Origin of the sequence: Aerolutibacter ruishenii (assembly GCF_007830115.1) — a bacterium.
GTDB lineage: Bacteria > Pseudomonadota > Gammaproteobacteria > Xanthomonadales > Xanthomonadaceae > Aerolutibacter > Aerolutibacter ruishenii.
On the sequence record NZ_VLKP01000008.1, the window covers coordinates 124,021 to 149,290 of the forward strand.

Here is a 25,270-nt window from a genome sequence, read left to right on the forward strand (position 1 = left end):
GGTTATGCGCTTATGCCCTCGCTGTATTTCCGGCCGGCGAAGTGTGCTTCGATACTGCCGGACACCTCGAACCGACGCCCACATCCAGGAATGGAACTGCCCCCCGACCTGCTGCTGTTCATTGCGATCGGTTTCGCCGCCCAGTTGGTGGACGGCGCGCTGGGCATGGCCTATGGCGTCACCGCGTCCAGCCTGCTGCTGGGATTCGGCGTGCCGCCCGCGATATCCAGCGCCACCGTGCATGCCGCCGAGTGCTTTACCACCGGCGCGTCGGCCGCGTCGCACCACGCCTTCGGCAACATCGACCGCAAGCTGTTCAAGCGCCTGCTGTTGCCGGGTGTGGTGGGGGCCGGCGTCGGCGCCTACCTGCTGGCAAGCCTCCCCGGTGACGCACTGCGCCCCTGGATTGCCGGCTATCTGGTGCTGATGGGCGCAATCATCATCTACAAGGCCTTCCGCGATTTCCCGCCCGCGGAAGTGGCCTCGCACGTGGCGCCGCTGGGCTTCTTCGGTGCGCTGATCGATGCCATTGGCGGCGGCGGTTGGGGGCCCATCGTCTCCAGCAACCTGCTCGCGCGCGGTAACGCCCTGCGCCTGACCGTGGGCACGGTGAATGCGGTGGAGTTCTTCGTCACCCTCACCGCCTCGCTGGTGTTCCTGCTCACGCTCGGGCTGGGCCACTGGGACATCATCTTCGGCCTGGCCATCGGGGGCGTCGCCGCGGCGCCGCTGGGCGCGATCCTGGTCCGGCACGTGCACCCCCGCCCGCTGCTGGTGCTGGTGGGTCTGCTGGTCATCGGTCTCAGCACCCGCACCCTGCTCAAGCACTTTGGCCTGTTTTGAGTCACGATTGACGCCAATCCCGCGAGTTGCCCCTTGAACCTCCCGATGTCCCTGCCATCCCTGTCGCCGCCTGCGCTCAGCCACCTCGACCGCCTCGAGGCGGAAAGCATCCACATCCTGCGCGAAGTCGCGGCCGAGTTCCGCAACCCGGTGATGCTGTATTCCATCGGCAAGGACAGCTCCGTGCTGCTGCACCTGCTGCTCAAGGCGTTCGCCCCCGGCAAGCCGCCGATCTCGCTGTTGCACGTGGACACCGGCTGGAAGTTCCGCGAGATGATCGCGTTCCGCGACCGCCGCGCCGCGGAGACCGGCATCGACCTGCGCGTGCACATCAACCCCGAAGGCGTGGCCCAGGGCATCGGCCCGATCACCCACGGCGCCACCGTGCACACCGACGTGATGAAGACCCAGGGCCTGAAGCAGGCGCTGGAACTCCACGCCTTCGATGCCGCCATCGGCGGCGCACGCCGCGACGAGGAGAAGTCGCGTGCCAAGGAGCGCATCTTCTCGTTCCGCACCGCGCAGCACCGCTGGGACCCGAAGAACCAGCGCCCGGAGCTGTGGAACCTGTACAACACCCGGGTGCACAAGGGCGAGTCGGTGCGTGTGTTCCCGATTTCCAACTGGACCGAGCTCGACGTCTGGCTGTACATCTACCGCGAACGGATCCCGGTGCCCTCGCTGTATTTCGCCGCCGAGCGGCCCGTGGTGGAGCGCGACGGCGCCCTGATCCTGGTCGATGACGAGCGCCTGCCCCTGCGCGAAGGCGAGGTGCCGCAGACGCGAATGGTGCGCTTCCGCACCTTGGGCTGCTACCCGCTCACCGGCGCCATCGAGTCCGAGGCCGACACGCTGGAGAAGATCATCGCCGAGATGCTGGTTGCGACCACCTCCGAACGCCAGGGGCGCGTCATCGACCACGACCCGTCGGCCTCGATGGAAAAGAAAAAACAGGAGGGCTACTTCTGAGTCGACGCAAACCGCCCGTTCCGGGCACCGCGACGATCCTGCAGATGCCACGTGCCATGCCCCTTATCGACCACGACACCAACACCAACACCGACGCCGCGGCCGCCGTCGCCGCCTATCTGCACCAGCACGAGACCAAGGGCCTGCTGCGCTTCATCACCTGCGGCAGCGTGGATGATGGCAAGAGCACCCTGATCGGCCGCCTGCTGCACGACACCAGGCGCCTGTTCGACGACCAGTTGTCCGCGTTGGCCTCGGACAGCCGCCGCCATGGCACCCAGGGCGACGACATCGACTTCGCGCTGCTGGTCGATGGCCTGGCCGCCGAGCGCGAGCAGGGCATCACCATCGACGTGGCGTACCGGTTCTTCACCACCGACAAGCGCAAGTTCATCGTCGCCGATTGCCCGGGCCACGAGCAGTACACCCGCAACATGGCGACCGGCGCCTCAACGGCCGACGTCGCCGTCGTGTTGGTCGACGCACGCAAGGGCGTGCTGACCCAGACCCGCCGGCACAGCTACATCGTCTCGCTGCTGGGCATCCGCCACGTGCTGCTGGCGGTGAACAAGATGGACCTCGTCGGCTACGACGAAGGCGTGTTCGAGCGCATCGTGGAGGGCTACCGCGAACTGGCTGCGCAGCTGGGCATCGGGCACGTCACCGCGGTGCCGCTGTCGGCGCTGAAGGGCGACAACCTGCTGTCGCACGCCAGCACCATGCCCTGGTACACCGGGCCGAGCGTGGTCGAGTTCCTGGAGGGCGTGGATGTCAGCCGCGACCGCGGCGACGTGGGCTTCCGCCTGCCGGTGCAATGGGTCAATCGTCCCAATCAGGACTTCCGCGGTTTTTGCGGCACCGTTGCCGCGGGCGAGGTGCGTCGCGGCGATGCTGTCGTCGCGCTGCCTTCCGGTCGCCGCAGCGTGGTGGAGCGCATCGTCACCGCCGACGGCGATCTGGCAGTGGCCGGTCCCGGGCAGGCCATCACCCTGACCCTCGCCGACGAGCTTGATATCAGCCGCGGTGACGTGATCGCCGTCGCAGCGAACCCGTGCGAGGTCGCCGACCAGTTCGCAGCGCACCTGCTGTGGATGGGAGAGCAGCGCCTGCTGCCTGGACGCCCGTACTGGCTGAAGATCGGTACGCGTACCGTCACCGCCACCGTCACCGAGATCAAGCACAAGGTCGACGTGAACACGCAGGCGCGACTGGCCGCCAAGCATCTGGAGCTGAATGAGGTTGCCTACTGCAACATCGGTCTCGACCAGCCCATTCCGTTCGAGGCCTATCGCGACAACTGCGAGCTGGGTGCCTTCATCCTGATCGACCGCCAGACCAACGCCACGGTAGCGGCCGGAACGCTGGATTTCGCCCTGCGCCGAGCCGGCAACATCCACTGGCACCCCGCCGACATCGACCAATCCGCACGGGCGCTCAGCCTGGGCCAGGCCCCGCGCTGCGCGTGGTTCACCGGCCTGTCCGGTTCGGGCAAGTCGACCATCGCCAACCTCGTGGAGAAGAAGCTGCACGCGATGGGCCGCCACACGTACGTCCTTGATGGCGACAACGTGCGGCACGGCCTCAACAAGGACCTGGGATTCACCGACGAGGACCGCGTGGAGAACATCCGCCGCGTTGCCGAAGTGGCGCGACTGATGACCGATGCCGGCTTGCTGGTGCTGGTCAGCTTCATCTCGCCGTTCCGTGCCGAGCGGCGCATGGCACGGGAGCTGTTTGCCGAAGGCGACTTCATCGAAGTGTTCGTGGATACACCGTTGCCGGTGGCCGAAGCGCGCGACGTCAAGGGGCTGTATGCCAAGGCGCGCGCAGGCAAGATCCCCAACTTCACCGGTATCGACTCGCCATACGAGGCCCCGCAGGCGCCGGAACTGCGGCTGGATACGACGACCGCCAGCGCCGACGCGCTGGCCGACCTGGTGGTGGCGCGCCTGCTGGCCTAGGACTCCGCTTCATCAAGCCTGCCGCCCGGCGTTGCGGCGCAGCTTGGGCCGCGGTTGGAGCGCTTGGTCCCGGATCGACGACGCCCGGCGAAAGCCGGGCGTTGCACGAGCGGTCAGCCGGGGAACTACGGCATCAGCAGCAGCCGTGCCCGCCGTGGCGCGTACCACTGTCAGCCACCACGCCGGCGCCGCTGGTCTCGCCGCGCTGGCTGGCGCCATGGTGCGCCGCGACCACGTGCGCCACGCACGCGGTCACGCGCTTGCCCATCGGGATGTGCAGGAACTCGTTCGGGCCGTGCGCGTTGGAGTGCGGACCCAGCACGCCGGTGATCATGAACTGCGCACCCGGGAACTTCTCGCCCAGCATGCCCATGAACGGGATCGAACCGCCTTCGCCCATGTACATCGCCGGCTTGCCGAAATACGCCTGGCTGGCCTCGTCGATGGCAGTCTCCAGCCAGGGTGACATGGCCGGTGCGTTCCAGCCGGTGGAAGCCTTCTCCAGCTCCATCGTCACCTGCGCGCCGTTGGGCGGATCGCGCAGCAGCTCCGCCATCAGCACCTCGCCGGCGGTCTTGCCGTCGGTGGTCGGCGGCAGGCGCAACGACAGCTTCACCGCGGTGTGCGGGCGCAGCACGTTGCCGGCCGAGGCCAGCGGCGGCATCCCGTCCACGCCGGTCACCGACAACGCCGGGCGCCAGGTACGGTTGAGCACCAGCTCGTCCAGCGCTTCGGCCATCGGCTTGAGGCCGTCGACCAGCGGGAACTTGTCGAACACCGCGGTATCGAGCACTTCGGCGGCGCGCCTGGCCTGCGCCAGGCGCTCGGCGGGCACTTCGGCATGCAGCTTGTCCAGCAGGATGCGGCCGGTATTCTCGTCCTCGATCCGCGACAGGATCTGGCGCAGCAGGCGGAAGCTGGACGGCACCACGCCGGAGGCATCACCCGAGTGCACGCCCTCGTTGAGCACCTTCACCGACAGGTTGCCGCCGGTCAGGCCGCGCAGCGAAGTGGTGCACCACAGCTGGTCATAGTTGCCGCAGCCCGAGTCCAGGCACACCACCAGCGACGGCTTGCCGATGCGGTCGGCCAGGTGGTCGACGTAGGCGGGCAGGTCGTAGCTGCCGGACTCTTCACAGGCTTCGATCAGGATCACGCAGCGCGAGTGCGGCAGCTTCTGCTCCTGCAGCGCCATGATCGCGGCCAGCGAGCCGAAGATCGCGTAGCCGTCGTCGGCACCGCCGCGGCCGTAAAGCTTGTCACCCTTGAGCACCGGCTTCCACGGGCCGAGGTCTTCGTCCCAACCGGTCATTTCGGGCTGCTTGTCCAGGTGGCCGTAGAGCAGCACGCAGTCCTCGTCGCTGCCGCCGTTGGCCGCCGGGATCTCGACGAAGATGAGCGGGGTGCGGCCTTCCAGGCGCACCACCTCCAGCCTCATCCCCGGGATGGCCTGTGCGTTGGCCCAGTTGGCCATCAGCGTGACGGCCTGGTCCATGTAGCCGTGCTCCACCCACTGCTCGTCGAACATCGGCGACTTGTTGGGGATGCGGATGTACTCGACCAGCTGCGGAACGATCTCGTCGTCCCACTTCTTCGAGACGAAGCGGTCTACCTGCTTGGCGTCCATGACGGCCCTCGTGCGTGATGAACGGGCATTTTAACCCGCCAGGCCGGGGTAGGAATTTTCCTACAGCGCGGTGCGCCCGATTCCGGGTCGCGCCGCGCCGGTCCCCGATTCCGCCCGCGTGCGGCGGTCCGGAGACTGTGCCCATGTCGCCGCAGGTTCGAGCCCGGCACTGGCGGGTCAAAGGAGACGAGGCATGACGAACATCACCGGACGGCTGCGTGGCCTGCTGTTGGCGGTGCTGCTGGCACTCGCCTGCCAGCCTGCCCTTGCGACGGAACAGGTCGACATCAACACCGCGGACGTGGGCACGCTGGACCGGGTGCTGGTCAATATCGGTCCGGCCAAGGCGGAAGCCATCGTGGCCTACCGCACCGCCAACGGCCCGTTTCGCAGCGTCGAACAACTGGCCCTGGTCAAGGGCATCGGCCTGAAGACCATCGAGAAGAACCGCGACCGGATCGTTGTCGGCGTCGCCCCTCCACGGCGCCGTTGACTCCGCCAGCCACAGGAGTGTGGGAAACGGGGCGCGCCCCGGACAAGGAAGTGCATCGCCCGGTCGCACAGGACGTGCGGCCGGGCGACATCTTCGTGTTCGTTTGTCCTGTCGGGGTTGGCTAGACTGGCAGGCTGGCGATGTGGAGTGGAAGGATGGCGGCCGACAGCAGGCAGGCGGGTGGGCACGTGCTGGTTATTCCCGCCAACGAATACCGACGGGAGCGTTGGCGCAACCGGCTCGGCTGGACGCGGGAGATCGCGCGCGGAGGCCTGTCCAATGAAGGCTTTCGCGTCGATCCAGGCGACTCGGTGAGCGAGTGGGACTGGCGCTTGTCCATTGCCGAGATCGAGCAGGACGCGGCGTTCTCCTCGTTTCCGGGCATCGACCGGGAACTGGTGCTGCTATCCGGCAACGGCGTTCGCCTGCGTTTCGACGATGGCGAAACCCACGAACTGCGCCCACCGCATGAACGGCTGCGGTTTGCCGGTGAACGCAACTTGACCGGCGAACTGCTCGACGGCCCCACCCACGACTTCAACCTGATGTGGCGGCGTGACCGCATCGAGGCCGGGCTGTGGCATCGCCCGCTGGTGGGGCCGATGGTGATCTTCACCGAGCCTCACGGGCTGTGGGCGGTGCATCTGCTGTCCGGGCAGGCCGCCTTTGACCGCGCCCCTGAGCTGCCGACGCTGTCAATGGGCGACACGGCGCTCATCCGCGCCGGCGACGCGCGCGTGCGCCATGTACTGCATGGCGGTGGCGAGGCCCTGATGATCCGCCTGTCGCCGCGCGCGGACGGCTGACCGCACTTCGCCGGCAACCCCGGGGCCCGCGTGGCCCCGTCCCTCCGGGATCAGAGCAACGCCGGCCCCAGCACCACCAGCAGCACCAGCACCGACAGGCCCATCACGCTGGCCGCCATCTGCCGGGCACTTCGGCCGCGGGCCCACATCCAGATGCCGGAAAGGCCCAGCAGCAGCATGCCGATGGCGAAGCTGTCGGCAAGTGCGATCCATGCCCAGCCGCCGCCGACACCCTTGTGCAGGCGGTTGAGGCCGGCCAGCAACGCGTGGCGAGACTGTTTCACTTCCGCGGTGGCGTTGCCCGGCATGTATTCCAGCGACCACGACTTGGACGCGGTGCCGCCGGACAGGTTCCACTTGGCCGGTTGCCGGACCTCGTTGCCGCCCAGGCGCGCCGCCTCCGGCTTGCCCTTGCGGATGACCTGCGGCTGCAGCCCATGGGCCGAGCCCAGCCATGCGGCCAGGGCCTCCGGGGTGTCGCGCGCCCCGGCCGGCACCACCAGCACCACCCGCCCGCTTTCCAGGGTTTCGCCTTGCGGCCACGCGTCGTCGCCGAAACGGTGGTTCATCACCAGGCCCGTCAGCCCGTAGATCACCGCCGCCAATGCACCCCAGGCGCCGATCCACAGGTGTAGCTGGCGGACCCAGCGGTAGGCGGTGTTGCCGCGGCGGCGGGCAGTGGGCGCTGCAAGGCTGGCGGTGAAGGTGGAGGTGTTCATCGGATTCCCGGGCATCAGAAAAAGGGCCCGCATGCCGGTGCGGGCCCTGCGGCTATGGCGTGGCGACCGTCAGAACTTGAAGTTGGCCGTGACGTAGTAACCACGCGGCGCGCCCGGGGTGATGTTGTTGTCGTTGTGCGCGGACGCGAAGTACTTCTTGTCGAACACGTTCTCGATGTTGAGCTGCAGATCGAGGTAGTCGGTCGGCGAGTAGAACAGCGCCGCGTCGTACCGGGTGAAGCTCTTCAGGGTGACCGCGTTGGTGGTCTGCGCGAACACTTCGCCGCGATGGATGGCGCCCAGGCCAGCTCCCCAGCGCTGATTGAAGTTGTAGCGGTTCCACAGCGACGCGGTCTGTTCGGCAAGGTTGGCCGGACGGTTGCCGCGGCTGGTGGCCGTGAGGATCTCGCCGTCCTGCCAGGCGTAGCCGCCCATCACGCTCCAGGCGTCGGTGATGTTGCCGGCCAGGCCAATTTCCACGCCTTCGATACGCTCGCCGTCGACAAGGATGGAGGTGCCCGCGGTGGCGCCGGGGACGATCACATTGCTGTGGTCAAGGCGGAAGGCGGCGGCGCTCAGCTCCAGGCGTGGCAGCACGTTCCACTTGGCGCCGATTTCGTAGTTCTTGAACTCTTCCGGTTCGAAGGTGGCATTGCTGACAGTTATCGAGCTCAGTTGTTCGCCCGCGCGCGGCAGGTAGGTCAGGCCGTAGCTGGCGTACAGCGAGAGGTCTTCGACCGGCTTGAACACCAGCCCGGTGCGCGGCGACCACAGGTTGTCGGTGGTGGAGAGCGTTGCGCCGTTGCGATTGTTGCGGAAGTCGACCTTGAAACGGTCAAAACGGACGCCGACCACGGCCTGCCACTTCGGCGAGAACTCGATCTGGTCCTGCACGTAAGCCGCGGCGATCTTGGCCACGCTGTGGTTGTCAGCGTCGGTGGCGCTCTGGGCAAAGGTCACCGGCCCGTTGTAGCCCGGGTTGGACAGCGGCACGCAGAACGCGGAGGTCGTGGCGATGAACGCGCCTGCACTGTTGTAGCAGGTGTTGGACGGGAACGCGCCGGTCTTGCGGAAGTTGTCGGTCTCCTGGCGACCGAACTCGAGGCCGACGAGGAAGCCGTGCCTGACTGCACCCGTCTGCAGGTCAAATGTCAGGTCGGTCTGGTTGAACAGGTTTTCGCGCTGGGTGTCGTTGCTGTAGGCGGCGATGGCGACCATCCGTTCGCCCGTCGCCGGGAACACGCGGGCGCCGCCGTTTGGGAACACGTTCTGGTAGAACTTGCCATAGTCGGCATAGCGGGTGCGGTTGCGCAGCACGGCGTTGCCGAAGTCGTGTTCGACCATCAAGTTGAGCGCATCCAGCTCAAGGGTGGTCGGGCTGTTGGCGGCGCTACCGAAGAAGGTGGAACGGTCCGCGTCCACCGGCAAGCGGCGGCCGTTGAACGGCGTGGCGTACGCCGGCAGGCCGCGGTCGGTCACACGCTCGTCTTCGAAGTGCTCCAGGTCGAAACGGATCTGGGTGTTCTCGCCGGCATTGATGGCAAAGCTTGGATTGATGCCCCAGCGCTTGAGCTCGAAGCCGTCGCGGAAGCTTTCGCTGTCCTCGTACAGGCCGGTCACGCGGAAGGCGAAGGCCTCATTGACGGCCTGGCCGAAGTCGCCGGTCAGGCGGCGGCGGTTCCAGGAGCCCAACTGCAGGGAGGCTTCGTGCGTCGGGACCCACTCGGCCTGCTTGGTCACGCGATTGATCACGCCGCCGGTGCCGCCTCGGCCGAAGATCATGGCGTTGGGACCCTTGAGCACCTCGACGCGTTCGCTGTTGTACAGGTCGCGGAAGTACTGCACGTCGTCGCGCATGCCATCGACGAACATGTCGGCGGTGGAGGTGTTGCCGCGCAGCACCGGCGCGTCACGGTGGCCTTCGCCCTGGGCCATGCCTGCACCGGGCACGTACTGCACGACGTCGGCCAGGCCGCGCATGCCCGTGTCGTCGATCATGTCCTCGGTGACCACGGTGATCGACTGCGGCACGTTGATCAGCGCGGTGTTGGTCTTGGTCGCGGTGCGGGTTTCCTCGATGTTGTAGCCGGCGCGGTAGCCACGCACTTCCACCTTGTCCAGGTCGGTGGGGGCGGCCAGGTTGGCCGAGGCGGCGGTCGCGACGGTGACGTGGCCTTCGCCCTCGTCGGCGGCGGCAGCCGGGAACGCGATGGCGAGCGAGAGGGCGACGGCGAGGGGAGATCCTTTCAGGAGTTGCGGCTTCATTGCTCTGAGCAGGTATCGGCCGGGATGGCCGGGTCAGGTTTCGATCGGAATGATAATGATTCGCAACACGAATTGCACGTGATTTCGATCAAGTCAACCTGGTTTGCCGTTGGACGGGCCGACGAACCGGCATGCATCGCGGGATGGGTGGCCTTGAAACCGCTCGGGGCCGAGGTCGGGCGCGACGAAGGTCGCGGGAGGCAATTTGCGAATGATCAAAGTGCCGCGCGCCACCGCCACCTAGAGTGCCCCCTTTCACAAATCCGGTAGCGATCCCCCCCATGGCGTTTGTGCTTTTCGAGTCCGGAGACCACCGCTGCGTGGCCTTCAGCGACCTTGTGCGCGGCGACGACGGCGTGCAGGCCAACCAGTTCCTGGTCCAGGACGGCAGGCATTCGGCGGTGATCGATCCGGGCGGTGCGCTGGTCTACAACCCGTTGATGCTGGCGCTGGCCGCGTACGTGAAGCCCAATGAGGTGGACCTGGTGTTGTGCTCGCACCAGGACCCGGACATCATCGGTGCGGTGGACAAGTGGCTGCTGTACAGCCAGGCCACGGTGGTGTGTTCCAAGCTGTGGGGACGGTTCGTGCCGCACATCGTGCCGGGCTACATGAAGAACACCGGCGCGGACCGCTACCTGCTGTTGCCGGACGAAGGGGGGCTGATCCCGTTGGGCAATGCGGTGATTCGCGCAGTGCCGGCTCACTTCCTGCATTCGGTGGGAAATTTTGGCTTCTACGACCCGCAGGCACGGATCCTGTTCTCGGGTGACGTGGGCGCGTCATTGATTCCCAGTGGCGAGGCGTACGGGTTCGTCCGCGACTTCGGCACGCATGTGGCGAAGATGGACGGCTTCCACCGTCGTTACATGGGGTCCAACCGGGTGCTGCGCCTGTGGGTGGAAATGGTGCGCAAGCTGGACCCGCAGATGATCGTGCCGCAGCACGGCCTGCCTTTCCGTGGCGAGGCCATCGGCCAGTTCCTCGCCTGGTTGGAGCGGCTGGAATGCGGCATCGACCTGCTGGGGCCGGCCGACTACAGGGTGTGATCCGCCGGCCTTGCGGCAACGCGAGTCGCGAAGCAACTCAAGCCATGGCGTGCGCGGGGGCCGCGATCACTCGCGGTCGTCGCGGGTCCAGATGCCGACGTCGTCCACCTTGACCGGGAACTTCACCACGGGTTCGTAGGCGGGTGCGCACAACGCACGCCCGTCGCGCACGTCGAACTTGGCGCCGTGCAGCACGCATTCGATGGTGGCGTCCTCGCCATCGAACTTGCCCGCGGACAGTTCGAAGTCCTCGTGCGAGCACCTGTCTTCCATGGCGTAGAAATCGCCGTCGTAGTTGACCACCAGGATGGGCGTGTCGCCGTCCCAGGCGACCGTCGATTCGCCGGGGAGCAGTTGGGAGGTGGCGCAAACGAAGGTCCAGTCGCCCATGGGGTGGTGTTCCTGATTCGAATTGATGGGAAGGGTACTTCAGGGGCGACTTCAGCAGGGCGGCGGCTACCGGGTGTCCCGGGCATTCGCTCCCCGATACCCGCTCGGTGCCCGGGACGCCCGGTAGCCGCCTTCAGGCCGTGATGCGCGCCCGTGCGGAAGCTATAGAGACTTTTCCAGCACTTCGAAGCGCAGGTCGTCGCGCTTGGGTTCGCCGAAACGCGCGTCGCCGTAGGGGAAGGGCTTCTTGATGCCGGTACGCACGTAGCCGCGACGCTCGTAGAAGGCGATCAGTTCATCGCGGATGTCGATCACGGTCATGCGCATGACCGGTAGTTGCCATTCGTCGCGCACCACGCGCTCGGCTTCGGCCATCAGTGCCTTGCCGATGCCACCGCCCTGCAGGGTCGGCGATACCGAGAACATGCCGAAGTAGCCGGCGCCGTCCTCGATGGCGATGTGCGCGCAGGCGAGGAGTTCGCCATCGCGCTGTGCGATGAGTACCACGCTTTCGGGCCGGTCGATGCAGGCGCCCACGTCGTCGGCCCCGGTGCGCCGCCCACCCAGGATGTCGGCCTCCGTGGTCCAGCCCTGCTTGCTGCTGTCGCCGCGGTAGGCGGATTCGACCAGTCCGACCAGCGCCTCGACGTCGGCAGGCGTGGCGGCGCGGAAGGTCAGTGCGCCCGTTGCGGGTAACGGTGTCAGTCCGGTGGCGCCCACCGTGGCGGTGTCGTCGCCACCCGCCATCGGCTTGTTCGGGTGATCCGATGTCTGCGTGTCGCGGTCTGATCTGGCGCTGCTGGATTCCATGGTGGAGCCGTCTGAACAAGTGGGGGACAAGAGGGCAGAGGGTAGGCTGGCCCGCAAGTTGCAGGGGAAACTGGCGCTGGCGTCAGCCGAGCAGGCGTCGGGTCTTGTGGATGGCGGCCACCAGTGCGTCCACTTCATCGTGGGTGTTGTAGAACGCGAACGAGGCCCGGCAGGTGGCGGCCACGCCCAGGAACTGCAGCAGCGGGTGCGCGCAATGCTGGCCGGAGCGCACCGCCACGCCTTCCAGGTCGAGCAGCGTGGCGAGGTCGTGCGAATGCGCGCCTTCGATCTGGAAGCTGATCACAGCCGCCTTCTCGCGGGCACGGCCGAAGATGCGCAGGCCGTCGATCTTCGACAGTTCCTCGGTGGCGTGGGCTAGCAGCGCCTGCTCGCGCGCCTCGATGTTGGCCATGCCGATGGAGGACAGGTAATCCACCGCGGCGCCCAGGCCGATGAAACCGGCGATGTTGGGCGTGCCGGCCTCGAACTTGTGCGGGGCGTCATTGAACACGGTGCCGTCGAAGCGCACTTCCTTGATCATCTCGCCGCCGCCGAGGAAGGGCGGCATGGCGTCCAGCGTTTCCTTGCGGGCCCACAGCACGCCGGTGCCGGTGGGGCCGGCCATCTTGTGGCCGGTGAGGGCGTAGAAGTCGCAGCCGATGGCAGCGATGTCCAGCGGGCGGTGCGGCGCGGCCTGCGAGCCGTCAACGACGGTGGTGATGCCGCGCTTGCGGGCCTCGCGGCAGATCTCGCGCACCGGGTTGACCGTGCCGAGCACGTTGGAGACGTGGGTGACGGCCAGCAGCTTCACCTCGGGGGTGAGCTGGGCGTACAGCGCGTCGAGGTCGAGTTCGCCGTTGTCGCGGATCTCGGCGACCTTGATCGTGCAGCCGGTACGCTGGGCGACCAGTTGCCACGGCACGATGTTGGCGTGGTGCTCCATGCGCGTGACCACGATCACGTCGCCGGCCTTGAGTCGCGGCAGTGCCCACGAGTACGCGACCAGGTTGATCGCGAAGGTGGTGCCGCTGCACAGCACCAGCTCGTCGTGGCGCACGTTGAGGAACTTCGCCAGCTTGCGGCGCGAGGCCTCGTAGGCCTCGGTGGCCTCGCTGCCGAGTGCGTGCACGGCGCGGCTGACGTTGGCGTTGTGACGCCGGTAGAAGTCGTCCACCGCGTCGATCACCGCCGCGGGTTTCTGCCCGGTGTTGGCCGAGTCGAGGTAGACCAGCGGCTTGCCGTGCACTTCGCGCTGCAGCAGCGGGAAGTCGGCGCGGATGCGGGCCCAGTCGATGTGGTCGCCGGCGATGGCCGGGTGCACCGGAGCGATGGCGGCGGGGGCGGTCAGCGTGCCCATGTTCAGGCGGCCTCCATCCGGGCCAGTGCGGCGTCGAGACGTGCGGTAAGCGTCTCGCGCAGCACGGCATCTTCGAACACGGCGAGCGTCTCGCGGCAGAACGCGGCGGTCAGCAGCGCGCGCGCCTGCTCGGCGGGAACGCCACGCGAGCGCAGGTAGAAGAGTGCGTTCTGGTCCAGCTGGCCGACGGTGGCGCCGTGTGCGGCCTGCACTTCGTCGGCGTGGATCTCGAGTACCGGCTGGCTGTCGATCTCCGCGCCTTCGCTGAGCAGCAGGTTCTTGTTTGACAGCATGGCCGCGGTGCCGTCGGCGCCTTCGCGGATCAGGATGCCGCCGTGGAACACCGCGCGCGAGCGGCCGGCGCCGAGGCCGCGCCAGGTCAGCTCGCAAGCGGTGTCGCGGGCGACGTGGTCGATGCCCAGGCGGGTGTCGAGGTGGCGCTTGCCGTTGGCCAGCAGCACGCCGTTGGCGTGCAGCTGCGCCGATTCGCCCTGCAGCGCGACGTTGAGTTCGTGGCGCGACAGGCCAGCGCCGAGCTCCAGGTCCAGGCGCTGGTAGTCGGTGTCGCGTGCCAGCACCGCGTCGGTGCGGGCCAGCAGGGTGGCACCGGTGGCCTCGTCCTGCACACGGGCATGGCGCAGCTTGGCGCCCTTGGCCAGGTGCACGTGGGTGAGACTGTTGGCGAGGTGGTTGTGTGCGCCATCGCCGAGCACGTGTTCGACCACGGTCAGTGCCGCGCCTTCGCGCAGTTCGATCAGGTGGCGCAGGTGCCACGCCTGGTCAGCCGCGGCACCGCGTGCGCTGCCGATGAACACCAGGTGGATCGGTGTGTCGCTGCGGACATCGGTGTCCGCGCGAAGCACCACGCCCTCGTCGGCCAGCGCGGCATTGAGTCGGGCGAATATCTCGTCGCCACGGTCGAAGCGGCGGGCAAGGAAGTTGGCCTCACGCACATCGTTGCCGGCCAGCACGTCCGACAGTGGCTGCAGGCTCACGCCTTCCGGCAGGCCCGAGGTATCACTGTTCACGCCGTCGAGGCGACCGTTGACGAACACCAGCCGCGGCGCGGGAATGCTTTCCAGCAGTGCCGGATCGAAGGTTGCGAGGGTTTCCGCTGGCGCGGCGAACGCGCGGCGCTCCAGCGAGCGCAACGGCGTGTACTTCCATGCCTCCGCGCGCGCGTGGGGCAGGCCGTCGCGCAGCACGGCGTCGAGCGCGGCGCGGCGGCTGTCGCCAAGCCCGGCGGCGTCGCGCGCGGGCAGCGCGTCGAATGCGGTGGCAAAGGAGTCGAGCAGTGCGCTCATGTCAGGCCGCCGCCTCCGGTGCAATGCGCTCCTTGATCCACGCGTAGCCGTGCTCCTCCAGCGCCAGCGCCAGCTCCGGCCCGCCGGTCTCGACGATGCGGCCGTCGGCCAGTACGTGCACCACGTCCGGCTTGATGTAGTCCAGCAGGCGCTGGTAGTGGGTGATGACCAGGAACGCACGGTCGGGGGTGCGCAGCGCGTTGACACCGTCGGCCACGGCCTTCAGCGCATCGATGTCCAGGCCCGAGTCGGTCTCGTCGAGGATCGCCAGCTTGGGTTCCAGCAGCGCCAGCTGGAAGATCTCGTTGCGCTTCTTCTCGCCGCCGCTGAAGCCTTCGTTGACGCCGCGGTGCAGCAGTTCGTCCTTCAGGTGCAGCACGGCCAGCTTCTGCCGCACCAGCTTGAGGAACTGCATCGAGTCCAGTTCGTCCTCGCCGCGCGCCTTGCGCTGGGCATTGAGTGCCGCGCGCAGGAAGTAGGTGTTGTTCACGCCCGGGATCTCGACCGGGTACTGGAAGGCGAGGAACACGCCCGCGGCGGCGCGATCTTCCGGCTCCAGTGCCAGCAGGTCGCGGCCCTCAAAGCTCACCGAACCGGCGGTCACTTCATAGCCGTCACGACCGGCGAGGATGTTGCCCAGCGTGGACTTGCCCGCGCCGTTGGGGCCCATGATGGCGTGCACCTGGCCGGGCTGCACGTCCAGCGTGAGGCCCTTGAGGATTTCCTTGCCGGCAACGGAGACGTGGAGGTTTTCGATCTTCAGCATGGCGTTGGTTTCAACCCGGAATCTTGTCGTGGAGCAGCTGGCCGCCGATGGCCCAGTCCTGCTTCTGGATGTCGTCGAAGACGATGTGGATGGCGGCTTCGCTGCAGCCGCAGATGCGCGCCATCTCGCGCGTGAACACCTCGGCCAGCTCGCGCTTCTGCGTGAGGTCGCGGCCTTCGATCATTTCGATGCGGACGATCGGCATGGTCAGCCCACCGAGCCTTCGAGCGAGACCTCGAGCAGCTTCTTGGCCTCCACCGCGAACTCCATCGGCAGCTCGCGGAACACGCTCTTGCAGAAGCCGTCGACGATCATCGACACCGCGTCTTCCTCGCTGATCCCGCGCGAACGGCAGTAGAACATCTGGTCGTCGCTGATCTTGGAGGTGGTGGCCTCGTGCTCCACCGTGGCGGTGGGGTGCTTGACCTCGATGTAGGGGAAGGTGTGCGCGCCGCACTTCTTGCCGATCAGCAGGCTGTCGCACTGGGTGTGGTTGCGCGCGCCCTCGGCATGGCTGCCGACCTTGACCAGGCCGCGGTAGGTGTTCTGCCCGCGCCCGGCGCTGATGCCCTTGCTGATGATCTTGCTCTTGGTGCGCTTGCCCAGGTGGATCATCTTGGTGCCGGTGTCCGCCTGTTGGCGGTGGTGGGTCAGCGCCACCGAATAGAATTCGCCGACCGAGTCATCGCCGACCAGCACGCAGGAGGGGTACTTCCAGGTGATGGCCGAGCCGGTCTCCACCTGGGTCCAGCTGACCTTGCTGCGCGCACCGCGGCACTCGGCACGCTTGGTCACGAAGTTGTAGATGCCACCGACGCCGTTCTCGTCGCCCGGGTACCAGTTCTGCACCGTCGAATACTTGATCTCGGCGTCTTCCAGCGCCACCAGCTCGACCACCGCGGCGTGCAGCTGGTTCTCGTCGCGCTGCGGCGCGGTGCAGCCTTCGAGGTAGGACACGTGGCCCTTGTCCTCGCAGATGATCAGCGTGCGCTCGAACTGTCCGGTGTGGCCGGCATTGATGCGGAAGTAGGTGCTCAGCTCCATCGGGCAGCGCACGCCCCTGGGAATGAACACGAACGAGCCGTCGGAGAACACCGCGGAGTTCAGTGCGGCGAAGTAGTTGTCGCCCACCGGGACCACGCTGCCCAGGTACTGCCTGACCAGTTCCGGGTGCTCCTTGATGGCCTCGGACATGGAGCAGAAGATCACGCCCTTCTCGGCCAGTTCCTTGCGGAACGTGGTGCCCACTGACACCGAGTCGAACACCGCATCCACCGCCACGCCGGCCAGCTTGGCGCGCTCGTGCAGCGGCACGCCCAGCTTGTCGTAGGTGTCGATCAGCTCCTTCGGCACTTCGTCCAGCGACTTGTACTTGGGGCCCTTGGGCGCGCTGTAGTAACTCAGCGCCTGCAGGTCGATCGGCCCGATGTTGAGCTTGGCCCAGTTGGGCATGGGCATGGTGAGGAAGTGCCGGTAGGCGGCCAGGCGCCACTCGGTCATCCACTCCGGCTCTTCCTTCTTGGCGGAGAGCGCGCGGATGATGTCCTCGCTCAGGCCCGGGGGCAGCGAATCGGATTCGATATCGGTGACAAAACCGGCGGAGTATTTGCGGCCCAGCTGCTCGTGGATCTCACGATTCTCGAGCGGGGCGGTGGCGGTGAGTTCGGTGGCCATGGGGCTGCCTACTGTTTCAAGCGGTGGCGAGGCGCAGGTCGATGCGCTTCGCTGGATTGGGGGCGGGGGGCGTGGGCGGTTGCAGCATCTGCGCCAGGGTCACGGCACGCAGGGCATCGGCCACGACATCGTTGATCCGCCGCCAGTTGGCGCGAATGCCGCAGTGCTCTTCGATGCCGCAGTTGCCTTCGTGGACGCTGCACTCGGTCATGCCGAGCGGTCCTTCCATGGCCTCGACGACATCGAACAGGGTGATGGCGTCGGCGGGGTGGGCCAGGCGGTAGCCGCCATTGGCGCCACGGAAGCCTTCCACCAGCCCGGCCTGCGCCAGCGGCTTGAGCAGCTTGCTGACGGTGGGCGGCTCCAGGCCCGCGCGCTCGGCCAGTTCCGATGCGCTGAGCACGGCATCGGACTGGGCGGCGAGGACGGTCAGGACGACCGTCGCGTAGTCGGTGAGCTTGGTGACGCGGAGCATGGCCGGTTGGGAAGAGTAATCCGTACCGGAATTGTACGTTTTATCCGCCCCGGGGCCAAGCACGGGGACGCCGGTTGCCCTGAGGGAGCATTCTCGGGCGGTATGGGGTTCAGCTTGGCCGGTCAGGCGAATGCCTGGAGCCGGCCCGATGCGGCATTGCGGGCCGGATCAACCCCGGGACGGGGCCTTGGGTGCGGCGTCGGTTGCCGGAACGCTACCCACCGCAGGAGCCGCGGTGTTGGCAGGGACACCGGCCGGCGGGGTTGGCATCACCAGTTCGAAGTACGGCGGCTGCACCGGCTGGTCCGGCGGCACGAATTCAGGCGCCGGTTGACCGCCCGGGCCTAGCGAACGGACAAACCGGTACAGGGCGCGACGGTCCTCGGCAGTCATCGCGCGCACCGCGAAGTCCGGCATGATCGGCCGGGTCTTCAATGTGGCGCTGTAGTCCAGCCATTGGGTTTCGTCCATGTCCGCCAGGCGCAGGCGCAGGTTGGTGGCGTAGGTGGTGCCCCACGGGCCCTTGTAGCCCAGCGGCGAGCCCACCAGCCATTCCGAAGTGGGCACCTGGCCCTGGCGCGGGCCGTAATCGGGGGTGTGGCAGTCGTTGCAGCCGGAGGTGCGGATCAGGTACTCGCCGCGGGCGAGCAGCTCCGCGTCGGTCGGGGCCGTGTGGGTGGCGGCCGATGTGACCGGGGCGGCCACGGCGGAGGGCGCCTGCTGGCAGCCCGACAGGATCAGGGTGGTGGCGAGCGCGACGCCAGGGAAAGCGTATTTGTTCATGTGCGACGAGGCTGGGAGTGAACCCGGGGTAACGCGTTGCCTCTGCCGTACCGGACATGCCGCGCAAAGCGGGCATTCAGCCAGCCCCGCCGCCCACCAGCGACCCGATGAAGTAGGTGAGCAGCCCCGCGCCGCCGCCAATGGCCAGCATCCGCAGCCCACCCAGCAGCGGCCCGCGCCCGGACAGCAGGCTCATCGCCGCGCCGGTGGCGAACAGGCCGACGGCGGCCAGCGCCGCGCCGACGAAGGCGGCCGAGGGGAGTTGCCGGCCGAGGAAGAACGGCACCAGCGGCACCAGCGCGCCCACGGTGAACGCGCCGAACGAGAACAGCGCGGCGCCCAACGGCGAGCCCAGTTCGTCCGGGTTGAGCCCGAGTTCCTCGCGCGCCAGCACGTCCAGCGCGTGTTTGGGGTCGGCCACCAGCCGCTTGGCGAAGGCGCGCGCCTCGTCCAGCGACACCCCGCGCGCCTGGTAGATCAGCGCCAGTTCCTCGGCTTCGGCTTCGGGGTATTTCTCCAGTTCGTCGCGCTCCAGCGCGATCTGGTGTTCGAACAACTCGCGTTGCGAACGCACTGACACGAACTCGCCGGCCGCCATCGACATCGCGCCCGCCAGCAGGCCGGCGATGCCGGTGGTCAGCACCGTGCTGGTGCTCGCCGATGCGCCGACCATGCCCAGGATCAGGCTGGCGTTGGACACCAGCCCATCGTTGATCCCGAACACCGCCGCGCGCAGGTTGCCGCCGCCGAACTGGCGGTGGCCGCGGCCCACGTCGTCCAGGCTTTGCGGCATGGCATGGCCGGGCGGCGCCATGCCATAGGCGGACAGGCCGCGCACCTTGAGCGAGACCAGCAACGGCTTGATCCGGCGCGGGCCGACCTTGCGCGCCAGCGCGGCCGCCAGCTTCGCGCGCGCTTCGGGCTGCAGGCTGGCCGGATCGCCTTCGGGCCACCATTGCCGTGCCTGGGTTTCGGCCTCGGCGGCGAGTTGGGTGAACAATTCGCCGACCCGCCGCTCCGGCTCGGCCTTCGCCAGTTGCCGGTACAGCCAGGCCGACTGCATCTCTTCCTGCCAGTGCGCGCGTGCGTCCATGGGGCCTCCTTGTGCTGGCTGCAGTGTATGACTTGGGCAAATGCCTTGCGTAGGCGAGAATCAACCCATTACCCCACCGGACCCGCCCATGCCGAGCAAGATCGCCGCCCGCCGTTCCGCCATCCACGGCAACGGGGTGTTCGCCACCGCCGCCATCAAGAAGGGCGAGCGCGTCGTCGAGTACAAGGGCCGCCGCCGCACGCACGAGGAGGTGGATGCCGGCGACACCGGTGATGCCGACTCCGGCCACACGTTCCTGTTCACGATCAACGACGAGTACGTGATCGACGCCAACTTCGAAGGCGGCACCGCGAAGTGGATCAACCACAGCTGCGACCCCAACTGCGAGGCGGTGCTGGAAGAGGACGAGGGCGACGACCGGCGCAAGGACCGGGTGTTCATCGAGGCCATCCGCGACATCGCCAAGGGCGAGGAGCTGTCGTACAACTACGGCATCACCCTGGCCGAGAAGCACACCAAACGGCTGAAGGAAATCTGGGCGTGCCGCTGTGGCTCGCCGGCATGCACTGGCACCATGCTGCAGCCCAAGTCCGAGAAGAAGAAGGCACGCCAGGAAGCGGAGAAGGCGGAGAAGCTGCGTCGCCATGCGATGCAGGGCTGAGCCCACGTACCAAAGGGCGATGGTCGTTGCCGGGCGGACACGCGACACTGGCGTAACACGCGCCTGCCAGCATGGGCGCCGTCATCACCGGGTCCGCCACGCGGCGGACGGCACGAGGAGTCCCCCATGGGTTCTGTTGGAATGAGTTCGACCGGATCGCGTTCGATCGAAGGCAAGGTCGCCGTCGTCACCGGCGCGGCCAGCGGCATCGGCAAGGCGATCGCGCAGGAACTGGCGCGTGGTGGCGCCATCGTGGCCATCGCTGACCTCAACCAGACGGGCGCTGACGCGGTCGCTGCCGAGATCGCCGCTGCCGGCGGCCGCGCCGTCGGCCTGGCGATGGATGTCACCGACGAGGACGCGGTCAACAACGGCATCAATGGCGTGGCCGCGCAGTTCGGCGGCATTGACATCCTCGTCTCCAATGCCGGCATCCAGATCGTCAATCCCGTCGAGCAGTTCGCATACGCCGACTGGAAGAAGATGCTGGCCATCCACCTCGACGGCGCGTTCCTGACCACCAAGGCGGCGCTGCCGTACATGTACGCCGAGGACGCCGACGGCAAGCCGCGCGGCGGCACGGTTATCTACATGGGCTCGGTGCACTCGCACCTGGCCTCGCCGCTGAAGTCGGCCTATGTGACCGCCAAGCACGGCCTGCTGGGCCTGTCGCGCACGCTGGCCAAGGAAGGCGGCAAGCGTGGCGTGCGAAGCCACGTAGTGTGCCCGGGCTTCGTGCGCACGCCGCTGGTGGACAAGCAGATCCCGGAGCAGGCACGCGAGCTGGGCATCAGCGAGGAGGAAGTAGTCAGCCGGGTGATGCTGGGCGGTACCGTGGACGGCATCTTCACCACGGTGGAGGACGTGGCGCAGACGGTGCGCTTCCTCACCGAATTCCCCAGCGCGGCGCTGACCGGGCAGAGCTTCGTGATCAGCCACGGCTGGCACATGCAGTAGCCCCTTGGGCGGGACGTTGCCCCACCGCGGGTGACGCCCGCCACGCTTCTTCTGCCGGTACGGGCTGAAGGAGGCAAGGGCGGGGAATGACCCGTCGCTCGGGCCCGTGGCGGTTTTGGCGGCACGCAGGGCGGGTCCGATGCGCCGGAACGGCAAAAGGTTGCCGTGACTTGTGCCAGACGGCAGCACGCGAAGTGACCGGTACGATGCGCACCACTCCTGCCATTGACGGCCCGCCGCACGCCATGCGCTCAAGCCTTGCCCTCGCCATCCTCTCCGCCCTCGCATTACCCGCCCAGGCGCTGGAGATCGATGGTCGCATCGACCCGGCAGAATGGGCGGATGCCCGCCACGTCACCGAATTCCGCCTGACCCAACCGCTGTCGTGGGGCTCGGCGCCGCAGCCCACCGAGGCCTGGGTGAAGGCCACCCCCGAAGGGCTGGCCATCGCCTTCCGCAACCAGCAGTCGGCCGACGCACCCCGCACGCGCCACCGCACGCGCCGCGACGAGAGCGCACCGATGGACCGGGTCAACGTAGGGGTGGACTTCGATGGCGACGGCCGCACCGGCTACAACTTCATGGTCACGCTGGCCGATGGCATCGCCGACGAGATCGTCACCAACGAGAACAGCTTCCGCAACGACTGGGACGGCAACTGGCAGCACGCGGTGACCGAGGACGACGCGGGCTGGAGCGTGGAGATCCTGATCCCGTGGTACATCGCGCCCATGCGCAAGGCCGACGGCGACACCCGGACCATCGGCCTATACATGGACCGGGTGATCGGCGCCACCGGCGAGCGCGTGGCCTCGGTCAACGCCAACTGGGTGCGGCCGCGTTATCTGTCCGATTTCGAGAAGGTGGAGGTGGCCACGTACACCCAGTCGCTGTTGGCGGTGACCCCTTACGTGGTGGGCGTGCACGACCAGGTGGGCGGCGGCCAGCAGTTCGATGCCGGCGCCGACATCTTCTGGAAGCCCAACGGCCAGACCCAGCTCACCGCCACCGTCAACCCGGACTTTGGCCAGGTGGAGAGCGACGACCTGGTGATCAACTTCGGTGCCGAGGAGAGCTTCTTCAGCGACAAGCGCCCGTTCTTCACCGAAAACCAGGGCGTGTTCGACTTCGGTCTGCTGCTGGACAACAGCCAGCTGATCTACACCCGCCGCGTCGGCGGCCACTCGGATGATGGCGATGGCCCGGCCGAGATTGCCGCGGCGGTCAAGCTCAACGGCAGCCTGGGCGCGACCAATTACGGCCTGATGCTTGCCGAGGAAAAAGGTGACGCGGGGCGCTCGTTCAGTGCGCTGCGCCTGCAGCGCGAGCTGGGCGCGCATTCGATGGGGCTGCTGGCCACCCACGTGGACCGGCCGTGGCTGCAGCGCGAGGCCAGCGTGGTGGGCGTGGACCACCGCTGGAAGGCGGGCGACAAGGTCACGGTGGTGGCCAACGCGGTGGTCAGCGACATCCGCGATGACAACACGCTGGAAGTGGGCGGCGTGCCGACAGTGGTGGCCGACGACAGCCGCGATGTCGGCGCCACGCTGGTGGTCAACTACGAGATGAACCCGCGCTGGCGCCAGCAGTGGTTGGCGATGCACTTCGGCGGCGCGTTCGAGATCAACGATTTCGGCTACCTGTCGCGCAACGACCTCAATTACGGTCATTGGCAAGTCAGCCGGCGCTTCTCCAACCTGCCGGCCAACAGCGCCTATTCCTCCGTCGACCTGCGCCTGCGCGCGATCGGCATCGACAACGATGATGGCCTGCGCCTGCAGAGGCAGTTCCGCGCCATCGCGCAGAGCCAGCGCCGCGATGGCGGTGATGAGTTCGCGCAGCTCAACGTCAACAGTGCCTCGTACGATGACCTGCTGACCCGCGGCGGCAACGCGTTGTATCGCCCGCCCAACGCCAGCCTCAACTGGGAGCGTTTCCGTCCGCGCAAGGGGGACTGGTCATGGAAGGCCGAGGCGTCGGTGAGCGGTGGTGGCCTCTCGGGCAATCGGCAGCTGGGCCTGGACACCTACATCGAACCGACCTATTACGTCAGCGACGCGCTCAACGTGTTCGCCGGCCTGTCGACGGAGCTGACCCCCGACTGGCTGGTGTGGCAGTACGACAACATCGTCGGCCGCTATCGCGAGCGCGCGCTGTCGCTGTCGGCGGGCATGAACTGGGCGATCGGCCAGCGCCAGGAACTGCGGGTGAAGTTGCAGGCCATCGGCCTGGACGCCGAGCTCAAGCAGGCGGTGGAAGTGCAGCCCGGCGGCCGCGCGCAGGCGGTGGAGCCGACCGGCGCGCCGGTCACCGATTTCAGCCTGCGCAACCTCGGATTCCAGGTGCGCTACCGCTACGAGCTGGCGCCGCTGTCGCACCTGTACGTGGTGTACGGCCGTGGCGGCTACATGTTGGATGAGTTCTCCGCCGGTACGGACGAGCAGTGGCGTGACAGCTTCAGCCTGCGTGACAGCGAGCAGTTGCTGGTGAAGTTGTCGTACCGTTTTGAGCTGTGATCAGCGTGTCCTGATCAGCACGGCGTGATCAGGACGTCGGCCGACCACGCCTGTGGCGCGAGGATCGCGAACAGCCCGTCGCGCTCGCAGCGGCGGGCCAGCGCCAGCAGCGCGTCGTCGCGGCTGAGCAGCCAGCGTGCGCCACAGGCGTGGGCCAGCTGCAGGAACTTCTGGTCGTCGGGGTCGGCGCAGCGGGGCAGACGTGGCGAGGCGGCAGCGGTGGGGTCACGGCCGGGGGCAGAGATGGTGCCGACGGTGCTGCAAGCGCTTTCGCCTGTGCCATTGCATTGCGACCACAGTTGCACCACTGCATCAAACGCCATGCTGGCGACTTCGCGCCGCGCCGCATCCAGCCCCAGTGCGGGGTACTCCAATACCCGCTGCCATTCCTCGCGGCAGGCGGCATCGGTCACCGCGACCACGTTGCCAGCGCGCAACGCCGCGCGTAGCGGTGCCACGCGTGGGTCGTCGAACACGAACAGATCCAGGCAGACGTTGGTGTCCAGCACCACGCGCGGGGTCGTGCCCACGCCGGCTCAGCCGCCTTCGCGCAGGTTCGCGCTGGCAATGCGCCAAGCGCGCTGTTCGTCGGTCGCGCCATCGATCACGGCGCGACGCAGCGTGAAGCTGCCAGCGAAGGCACGTTCGCTGCCGTCGCGCTGCCGGGCGACCAGCGTCACCGGCACCTGCACGTAGCGCGAGCCGGCCGCGCCTTCCACTGCGCCCGGCGTACCGATCTGCACCGACACGCCCACGGTGTCGGTGAATCCGGCCGCAAAATCCTGTGGCGATTGCCCGCTGGCGCGGCCGCCGTCGGACCACAGCGCATAGGCGCGGGCGAAATCGCCGCGGTTGATCGCCGCGTAGTAGTCGCGGACCAGGCCCACCGCCTCGGTGGGGCCGGGTTCGGTGGCAGTTTCGGCCGGTACACCGTCCACCGCCAGGCCGTCGGCAGGCACGCCGTCCACCGGTGCGTCGGCCGGCAGCAGCGGGTTGCCGTCGGCGTCCACGGAGACGGGCGCAGGTTCCACCCCCTGCGCACCCACCGGGCCAGGGCCGGGCTGGTCGGGCATGCCGGTGACGCTGCCGGACGTGCCAGCCGGAGCGGGTAGCGCCTCGTCCGCCGCACCGTTGGCGCCCTTGGCGTTTGCGGCATCGTCACCGCCGCACGCGGATAGCAGGGCGCAGGCCAGCAGCAGGTAAACGGGGCGGAGCAGGGGCATGTCAGTTGTCCAGGTTGACCACGACCAGGCCGTTCTGGATCTGCGTCGTGCCGACGCGACGGGAGCCCAGGCGGTCCAGCAGGGTGTTGTCGAAGCGGTAGACCGGCTCGGTGCGCGCGTAGTCGGTGAGCCAGGTATTGAGCATCTGGCGCGTGCTGGTGTTCATCACGCCGCCAAACGCAGGCACGTCCACGTTTTCCAGCGCCGGCTGTTCCAGGTGCAGCCCGCGGGTGGACGGGTCAAAGCGCAGCGCACTGGACAGGCCGAAGCGACCACTGGGGCGCGAACTGTCGCTGCCCAGTGCCCCGACGCCCACGTCGAAGTCCACGCGCAACCGGTTGCTGCCCTGGGGGATGGACAGGCGCGGGTTCATCAGCGTCATCGACACCAGCCCGCCCAGCTTGTCGTAACGCTTGGGAAAGTTGCGGTCCAGCGACCCCTGCAACTGCAGCGGGGTGAAGGTGAGCTGGTTGCCCAGCAGCGCGCCCACCGCGTTGATCGTGGAGCAGCCGGCAATGCCCACGGCGGCGAGCAGGGCGAACAGGGCGGCAAGCAGCGGACGGCGCAT

The 25,270-nt window shown here is 67.7% G+C and carries 25 protein-coding genes; 9 read left to right on the forward strand and 16 right to left on the reverse strand.

What is annotated here, in order from left to right; translation table 11 throughout:
• Positions 1–90 precede the first annotated feature (90 nt).
• From IP93_RS10430 to cysN, 3 genes are read left to right on the forward strand one after another with little or no spacing between them, the layout of a single operon-like run.
• Positions 91–843, forward strand: coding sequence for a sulfite exporter TauE/SafE family protein (locus IP93_RS10430; protein WP_144815394.1), 753 nt, complete (start codon positions 91–93; stop codon positions 841–843).
• A 60-nt stretch (positions 844–903) separates the two neighbouring features.
• Complete coding sequence (cysD, locus tag IP93_RS10435; RefSeq protein WP_144815557.1) at positions 904–1,812, forward strand: sulfate adenylyltransferase subunit CysD; 909 nt, start codon at positions 904–906, stop codon at positions 1,810–1,812.
• 56 nt (positions 1,813–1,868) lie between these two features.
• Complete coding sequence (cysN, locus tag IP93_RS10440) at positions 1,869–3,773, forward strand: sulfate adenylyltransferase subunit CysN (RefSeq protein WP_144815396.1); 1,905 nt, start codon at positions 1,869–1,871, stop codon at positions 3,771–3,773.
• A gap of 133 nt (positions 3,774–3,906) precedes the next feature.
• Here the strand turns inward: cysN and IP93_RS10445 are convergent, their stop codons facing one another.
• Positions 3,907–5,400, reverse strand: coding sequence for a M20 family metallopeptidase (locus IP93_RS10445; RefSeq protein WP_144815398.1), 1,494 nt, complete (start codon positions 5,398–5,400; stop codon positions 3,907–3,909).
• Between the two features lie 193 nt (positions 5,401–5,593).
• On the opposite strand from IP93_RS10445, the gene IP93_RS10450 reads away from it, so the two are divergent.
• Together IP93_RS10450 and IP93_RS10455 are read left to right on the forward strand one after the other, a co-directional pair.
• The gene (locus IP93_RS10450) at positions 5,594–5,893 is read left to right on the forward strand and encodes a ComEA family DNA-binding protein (RefSeq protein ID WP_144815400.1); all 300 of its coding nucleotides are present in this window, start codon (positions 5,594–5,596) and stop codon (positions 5,891–5,893) included.
• Between the two features lie 155 nt (positions 5,894–6,048).
• Entirely contained in the window at positions 6,049–6,699 is a 651-nt protein-coding gene (locus IP93_RS10455; RefSeq protein ID WP_144815403.1) for a HutD/Ves family protein, read from the forward strand.
• A gap of 50 nt (positions 6,700–6,749) precedes the next feature.
• Here the strand turns inward: IP93_RS10455 and IP93_RS10460 are convergent, their stop codons facing one another.
• Both IP93_RS10460 and IP93_RS10465 read right to left on the reverse strand, forming a co-directional pair.
• Positions 6,750–7,418: a PepSY-associated TM helix domain-containing protein gene (locus IP93_RS10460; protein WP_158636326.1), complete on the reverse strand. Its 669-nt coding sequence runs from the start codon at positions 7,416–7,418 to the stop codon at positions 6,750–6,752.
• A gap of 69 nt (positions 7,419–7,487) precedes the next feature.
• On the reverse strand, positions 7,488–9,683 hold the full coding sequence (locus IP93_RS10465; RefSeq protein ID WP_144815407.1) for a TonB-dependent receptor: 2,196 nt from the start codon (positions 9,681–9,683) through the stop codon (positions 7,488–7,490).
• Between the two features lie 281 nt (positions 9,684–9,964).
• Here IP93_RS10465 and IP93_RS10470 point away from each other — a divergent pair, with 281 nt between their 5' ends.
• A complete protein-coding gene (locus tag IP93_RS10470) occupies positions 9,965–10,732 on the forward strand; it encodes an oxygen-binding di-iron domain-containing protein (protein ID WP_144815410.1) in 768 nt (255 codons plus the stop codon).
• 66 nt (positions 10,733–10,798) lie between these two features.
• On the opposite strand, the gene IP93_RS10475 is transcribed toward IP93_RS10470, so the two are convergent.
• From IP93_RS10475 to IP93_RS10520, 10 genes are all read right to left on the reverse strand, one after another.
• Positions 10,799–11,122, reverse strand: a complete 324-nt coding sequence (locus tag IP93_RS10475; RefSeq protein ID WP_144815413.1) for a Rieske (2Fe-2S) protein — start codon at positions 11,120–11,122, stop codon at positions 10,799–10,801.
• Positions 11,123–11,284: 162 nt separating this feature from the next.
• Positions 11,285–11,932, reverse strand: coding sequence for a GNAT family N-acetyltransferase (locus IP93_RS10480; RefSeq protein WP_242006840.1), 648 nt, complete (start codon positions 11,930–11,932; stop codon positions 11,285–11,287).
• A gap of 82 nt (positions 11,933–12,014) precedes the next feature.
• On the reverse strand, positions 12,015–13,289 hold the full coding sequence (locus IP93_RS10485; RefSeq protein ID WP_144815415.1) for a cysteine desulfurase: 1,275 nt from the start codon (positions 13,287–13,289) through the stop codon (positions 12,015–12,017).
• A gap of 2 nt (positions 13,290–13,291) precedes the next feature.
• The gene (gene sufD, locus IP93_RS10490; RefSeq protein WP_144815418.1) at positions 13,292–14,593 is read right to left on the reverse strand and encodes a Fe-S cluster assembly protein SufD; all 1,302 of its coding nucleotides are present in this window, start codon (positions 14,591–14,593) and stop codon (positions 13,292–13,294) included.
• A 1-nt stretch (position 14,594) separates the two neighbouring features.
• Positions 14,595–15,359, reverse strand: a complete 765-nt coding sequence (gene sufC / locus IP93_RS10495) for a Fe-S cluster assembly ATPase SufC (RefSeq protein WP_144815420.1) — start codon at positions 15,357–15,359, stop codon at positions 14,595–14,597.
• Between the two features lie 10 nt (positions 15,360–15,369).
• Positions 15,370–15,564: a tautomerase family protein gene (locus IP93_RS10500; RefSeq protein ID WP_144815423.1), complete on the reverse strand. Its 195-nt coding sequence runs from the start codon at positions 15,562–15,564 to the stop codon at positions 15,370–15,372.
• Positions 15,565–15,566: 2 nt separating this feature from the next.
• Positions 15,567–17,033: a Fe-S cluster assembly protein SufB gene (gene sufB / locus IP93_RS10505; RefSeq protein ID WP_144815425.1), complete on the reverse strand. Its 1,467-nt coding sequence runs from the start codon at positions 17,031–17,033 to the stop codon at positions 15,567–15,569.
• A gap of 16 nt (positions 17,034–17,049) precedes the next feature.
• Complete coding sequence (locus IP93_RS10510; protein ID WP_144815428.1) at positions 17,050–17,508, reverse strand: SUF system Fe-S cluster assembly regulator; 459 nt, start codon at positions 17,506–17,508, stop codon at positions 17,050–17,052.
• A gap of 168 nt (positions 17,509–17,676) precedes the next feature.
• Complete coding sequence (locus tag IP93_RS10515) at positions 17,677–18,291, reverse strand: cytochrome C (protein ID WP_144815431.1); 615 nt, start codon at positions 18,289–18,291, stop codon at positions 17,677–17,679.
• A 76-nt stretch (positions 18,292–18,367) separates the two neighbouring features.
• A complete protein-coding gene (locus tag IP93_RS10520) occupies positions 18,368–19,384 on the reverse strand; it encodes a VIT1/CCC1 transporter family protein (protein WP_144815433.1) in 1,017 nt (338 codons plus the stop codon).
• A gap of 88 nt (positions 19,385–19,472) precedes the next feature.
• Between IP93_RS10520 and IP93_RS10525 the strand changes: the two genes are divergently transcribed.
• The 3 genes from IP93_RS10525 to IP93_RS10535 all read left to right on the forward strand — a co-directional run bounded on the left by IP93_RS10525 (position 19,473) and on the right by IP93_RS10535 (position 23,479).
• Positions 19,473–20,006: an SET domain-containing protein gene (locus IP93_RS10525; protein ID WP_144815436.1), complete on the forward strand. Its 534-nt coding sequence runs from the start codon at positions 19,473–19,475 to the stop codon at positions 20,004–20,006.
• A 126-nt stretch (positions 20,007–20,132) separates the two neighbouring features.
• Positions 20,133–20,963: a 3-hydroxybutyrate dehydrogenase gene (locus tag IP93_RS10530; RefSeq protein WP_144815438.1), complete on the forward strand. Its 831-nt coding sequence runs from the start codon at positions 20,133–20,135 to the stop codon at positions 20,961–20,963.
• A 245-nt stretch (positions 20,964–21,208) separates the two neighbouring features.
• Positions 21,209–23,479 (forward strand): DUF5916 domain-containing protein, encoded by a 2,271-nt coding sequence (locus tag IP93_RS10535; protein ID WP_144815563.1) that lies wholly within the window; start codon positions 21,209–21,211, stop codon positions 23,477–23,479.
• A gap of 14 nt (positions 23,480–23,493) precedes the next feature.
• Here the strand turns inward: IP93_RS10535 and IP93_RS10540 are convergent, their stop codons facing one another.
• Genes IP93_RS10540 through IP93_RS10550 form a run of 3 tightly spaced genes read right to left on the reverse strand, consistent with a single transcriptional unit; the run spans position 23,494 to position 25,270 of the window.
• Positions 23,494–24,009 carry a PIN domain-containing protein gene (locus IP93_RS10540; protein WP_242006841.1) on the reverse strand — a complete coding sequence of 172 codons (516 nt, stop codon included), beginning with the start codon at positions 24,007–24,009 and terminating at the stop codon, positions 23,494–23,496.
• 6 nt (positions 24,010–24,015) lie between these two features.
• Positions 24,016–24,702, reverse strand: coding sequence for a hypothetical protein (locus IP93_RS10545; protein WP_144815441.1), 687 nt, complete (start codon positions 24,700–24,702; stop codon positions 24,016–24,018).
• 1 nt (position 24,703) lies between these two features.
• Positions 24,704–25,270, reverse strand: a complete 567-nt coding sequence (locus IP93_RS10550; RefSeq protein WP_144815442.1) for a YceB family lipoprotein — start codon at positions 25,268–25,270, stop codon at positions 24,704–24,706.

Excerpts from the sequence above, each read along its gene's own strand:
- sufB (WP_144815425.1), bottom strand. The coding sequence starts at position 17,033 with ATGGCCACCGAACTCACCGCCACCGCCCCGCTCGAGAATCGTGAGATC.
- IP93_RS10460 (WP_158636326.1), bottom strand. The coding sequence starts at position 7,418 with ATGAACACCTCCACCTTCACCGCCAGCCTTGCAGCGCCCACTGCCCGC.
- IP93_RS10430 (WP_144815394.1), top strand. The coding sequence starts at position 91 with ATGGAACTGCCCCCCGACCTGCTGCTGTTCATTGCGATCGGTTTCGCC.
- IP93_RS10455 (WP_144815403.1), top strand. The coding sequence starts at position 6,049 with ATGGCGGCCGACAGCAGGCAGGCGGGTGGGCACGTGCTGGTTATTCCC.
- IP93_RS10545 (WP_144815441.1), bottom strand. The coding sequence starts at position 24,702 with ATGCCCCTGCTCCGCCCCGTTTACCTGCTGCTGGCCTGCGCCCTGCTA.
- IP93_RS10500 (WP_144815423.1), bottom strand. The coding sequence starts at position 15,564 with ATGCCGATCGTCCGCATCGAAATGATCGAAGGCCGCGACCTCACGCAG.
- IP93_RS10445 (WP_144815398.1), bottom strand. The coding sequence starts at position 5,400 with ATGGACGCCAAGCAGGTAGACCGCTTCGTCTCGAAGAAGTGGGACGAC.
- sufC (WP_144815420.1), bottom strand. The coding sequence starts at position 15,359 with ATGCTGAAGATCGAAAACCTCCACGTCTCCGTTGCCGGCAAGGAAATC.
- IP93_RS10485 (WP_144815415.1), bottom strand. The coding sequence starts at position 13,289 with ATGGGCACGCTGACCGCCCCCGCCGCCATCGCTCCGGTGCACCCGGCC.
- IP93_RS10525 (WP_144815436.1), top strand. The coding sequence starts at position 19,473 with ATGCCGAGCAAGATCGCCGCCCGCCGTTCCGCCATCCACGGCAACGGG.
- IP93_RS10510 (WP_144815428.1), bottom strand. The coding sequence starts at position 17,508 with ATGCTCCGCGTCACCAAGCTCACCGACTACGCGACGGTCGTCCTGACC.
- IP93_RS10535 (WP_144815563.1), top strand. The coding sequence starts at position 21,209 with ATGCGCTCAAGCCTTGCCCTCGCCATCCTCTCCGCCCTCGCATTACCC.
- IP93_RS10520 (WP_144815433.1), bottom strand. The coding sequence starts at position 19,384 with ATGGACGCACGCGCGCACTGGCAGGAAGAGATGCAGTCGGCCTGGCTG.
- IP93_RS10550 (WP_144815442.1), bottom strand. The coding sequence starts at position 25,270 with ATGCGCCGTCCGCTGCTTGCCGCCCTGTTCGCCCTGCTCGCCGCCGTG.
- IP93_RS10470 (WP_144815410.1), top strand. The coding sequence starts at position 9,965 with ATGGCGTTTGTGCTTTTCGAGTCCGGAGACCACCGCTGCGTGGCCTTC.
- sufD (WP_144815418.1), bottom strand. The coding sequence starts at position 14,593 with ATGAGCGCACTGCTCGACTCCTTTGCCACCGCATTCGACGCGCTGCCC.
- IP93_RS10465 (WP_144815407.1), bottom strand. The coding sequence starts at position 9,683 with ATGAAGCCGCAACTCCTGAAAGGATCTCCCCTCGCCGTCGCCCTCTCG.
- IP93_RS10515 (WP_144815431.1), bottom strand. The coding sequence starts at position 18,291 with ATGAACAAATACGCTTTCCCTGGCGTCGCGCTCGCCACCACCCTGATC.
- IP93_RS10450 (WP_144815400.1), top strand. The coding sequence starts at position 5,594 with ATGACGAACATCACCGGACGGCTGCGTGGCCTGCTGTTGGCGGTGCTG.
- IP93_RS10475 (WP_144815413.1), bottom strand. The coding sequence starts at position 11,122 with ATGGGCGACTGGACCTTCGTTTGCGCCACCTCCCAACTGCTCCCCGGC.
- IP93_RS10530 (WP_144815438.1), top strand. The coding sequence starts at position 20,133 with ATGGGTTCTGTTGGAATGAGTTCGACCGGATCGCGTTCGATCGAAGGC.
- IP93_RS10480 (WP_242006840.1), bottom strand. The coding sequence starts at position 11,932 with ATGGAATCCAGCAGCGCCAGATCAGACCGCGACACGCAGACATCGGAT.
- cysN (WP_144815396.1), top strand. The coding sequence starts at position 1,869 with ATGCCCCTTATCGACCACGACACCAACACCAACACCGACGCCGCGGCC.